We start from the raw sequence: 1,272 nt of genomic DNA on the forward strand, positions 1-1,272 counted from the left end.
CCAAAATTGGTCCTACCCACGAAAAATAGACACTCGGTTATGCGCATCTGCGCTCGTATTCCACCGGGCTGAGATAGCCCAAAGTGGAGTGCCTTCTCTTTCGGTTATAAAAGATTTCGATGTACTCGAAGATAGCGGATTTGGCCGCTGCGATCGACTCGAAACACTCAGCGTAGATCAACTCCACCTTAAGCCGACTAAAGAACGATTCCATCGGAGCATTATCCCAACAATTTCCTTTACGGCTCATGCTCGGTACACAACCCCTTGAACGCAGGTAATCCTGGTAACCTGTCGACCGATACTGAACACCACGATCCGAATGCACAATCAGCCCTGGGTTCACCTCTCGGCGTCCATAGGCCATGCTCAGGCATCGGTAATCAGTTGCTCTGTCATGCTCATATCCAGCGACCAGCCAACAATATGGCGCGAGTACAAGTCCATCACCGTCGCCAAATAAAGCCAGCGGCCATTCACCCAGATGTAGGTAATGTCGGTCGTCCACTTCAGGTTTGGAGCTGACGCTGCAAACTGACGCCACAGCAGGTTGTCTGCCACGTTCGTCATCGCCTCAGACGTGCGACTGTATTTAAAGGCCTTGCCGTTGCGGGCTCGAATAGCCTTCTCCCGCATGATCCCGGCCACATAGTTCACGGAGCATGGAACACCGGTTGCGCTCAGTTCCTGGGCAATCCGGGGAGCACCATAACGAGCTTTAAAGCTGGCGTAAGTCTCCATGATGGCCGCTTCCGTGACCGCTCTGCGCTTCTCCCTGAGGCTGGCTGGGCGCTGTCTCCAGCGGTAGTAGCCGCTGGCGGAAACCTCCAGCACCCGACACATCAACCGAACGGTATACGACTGACGAAACTGATCCATCAGCGCGTACTTCACTCTTGGGACTTCGCGAAGTACGCAGACACCTTTTTTAGGAACTCGTTCTCCTTCTTCAAGATCTCCATTTCGCGTTTGAGCTTCCGCATGGCTTCGCTCTCAGCCTTGGAGTAATCGACACCATCAACGCTATTAAACTGTTTATCAGACAGACGGGTAAACTGACGACGCCAGTTGTAGATCTGGCCAGGATGTATGCCCAGTTCCCGAGCAACGGACGCTGCCGTGCTACCCGGTTGATCGGCTCTTCTGACGGCTTCCCGACGGAATTCCTCAGTGTAGGCTTGGGTCTTTTTGCGACTCATGAAACACCTCCGCGCTAGGGGCTACCCTAACTATAGAAGGTGTCTACTATTCATGGTAACTCGGAGTTTAACG

Annotated in this window: 2 protein-coding genes and 1 pseudogene; all 3 read right to left on the minus strand. The window is 53.2% G+C overall.

Annotation, left to right across the window (positions count from 1 at the left end):
* Positions 1 to 37: 37 nt before the first annotated feature.
* The 3 genes and pseudogenes from BCA33_RS23010 to BCA33_RS19530 all read right to left on the minus strand — a co-directional run bounded on the left by BCA33_RS23010 (position 38) and on the right by BCA33_RS19530 (position 1,199).
* Positions 38 to 367, minus strand: coding sequence for an IS3 family transposase (locus BCA33_RS23010; protein ID WP_139173074.1), 330 nt, complete (start codon positions 365 to 367; stop codon positions 38 to 40).
* A 2-nt stretch (positions 368 to 369) separates the two neighbouring features.
* Positions 370 to 921: pseudogene (locus BCA33_RS20380) on the minus strand (IS3 family transposase); the annotation flags it as partial.
* Positions 891 to 1,199: a transposase gene (locus BCA33_RS19530; protein ID WP_071268458.1), complete on the minus strand. Its 309-nt coding sequence runs from the start codon at positions 1,197 to 1,199 to the stop codon at positions 891 to 893. The pseudogene BCA33_RS20380 and the gene BCA33_RS19530, both read right to left, overlap by 31 nt.
* Positions 1,200 to 1,272 lie beyond the last annotated feature (73 nt).

Source organism: Marinobacter sp. AC-23 (assembly GCF_001858325.1).
Lineage (GTDB): Bacteria > Pseudomonadota > Gammaproteobacteria > Pseudomonadales > Oleiphilaceae > Marinobacter.

Excerpts from the sequence above, each read along its gene's own strand:
- BCA33_RS19530 (WP_071268458.1), bottom strand. The coding sequence starts at position 1,199 with ATGAGTCGCAAAAAGACCCAAGCCTACACTGAGGAATTCCGTCGGGAA.
- BCA33_RS23010 (WP_139173074.1), bottom strand. The coding sequence starts at position 367 with ATGGCCTATGGACGCCGAGAGGTGAACCCAGGGCTGATTGTGCATTCG.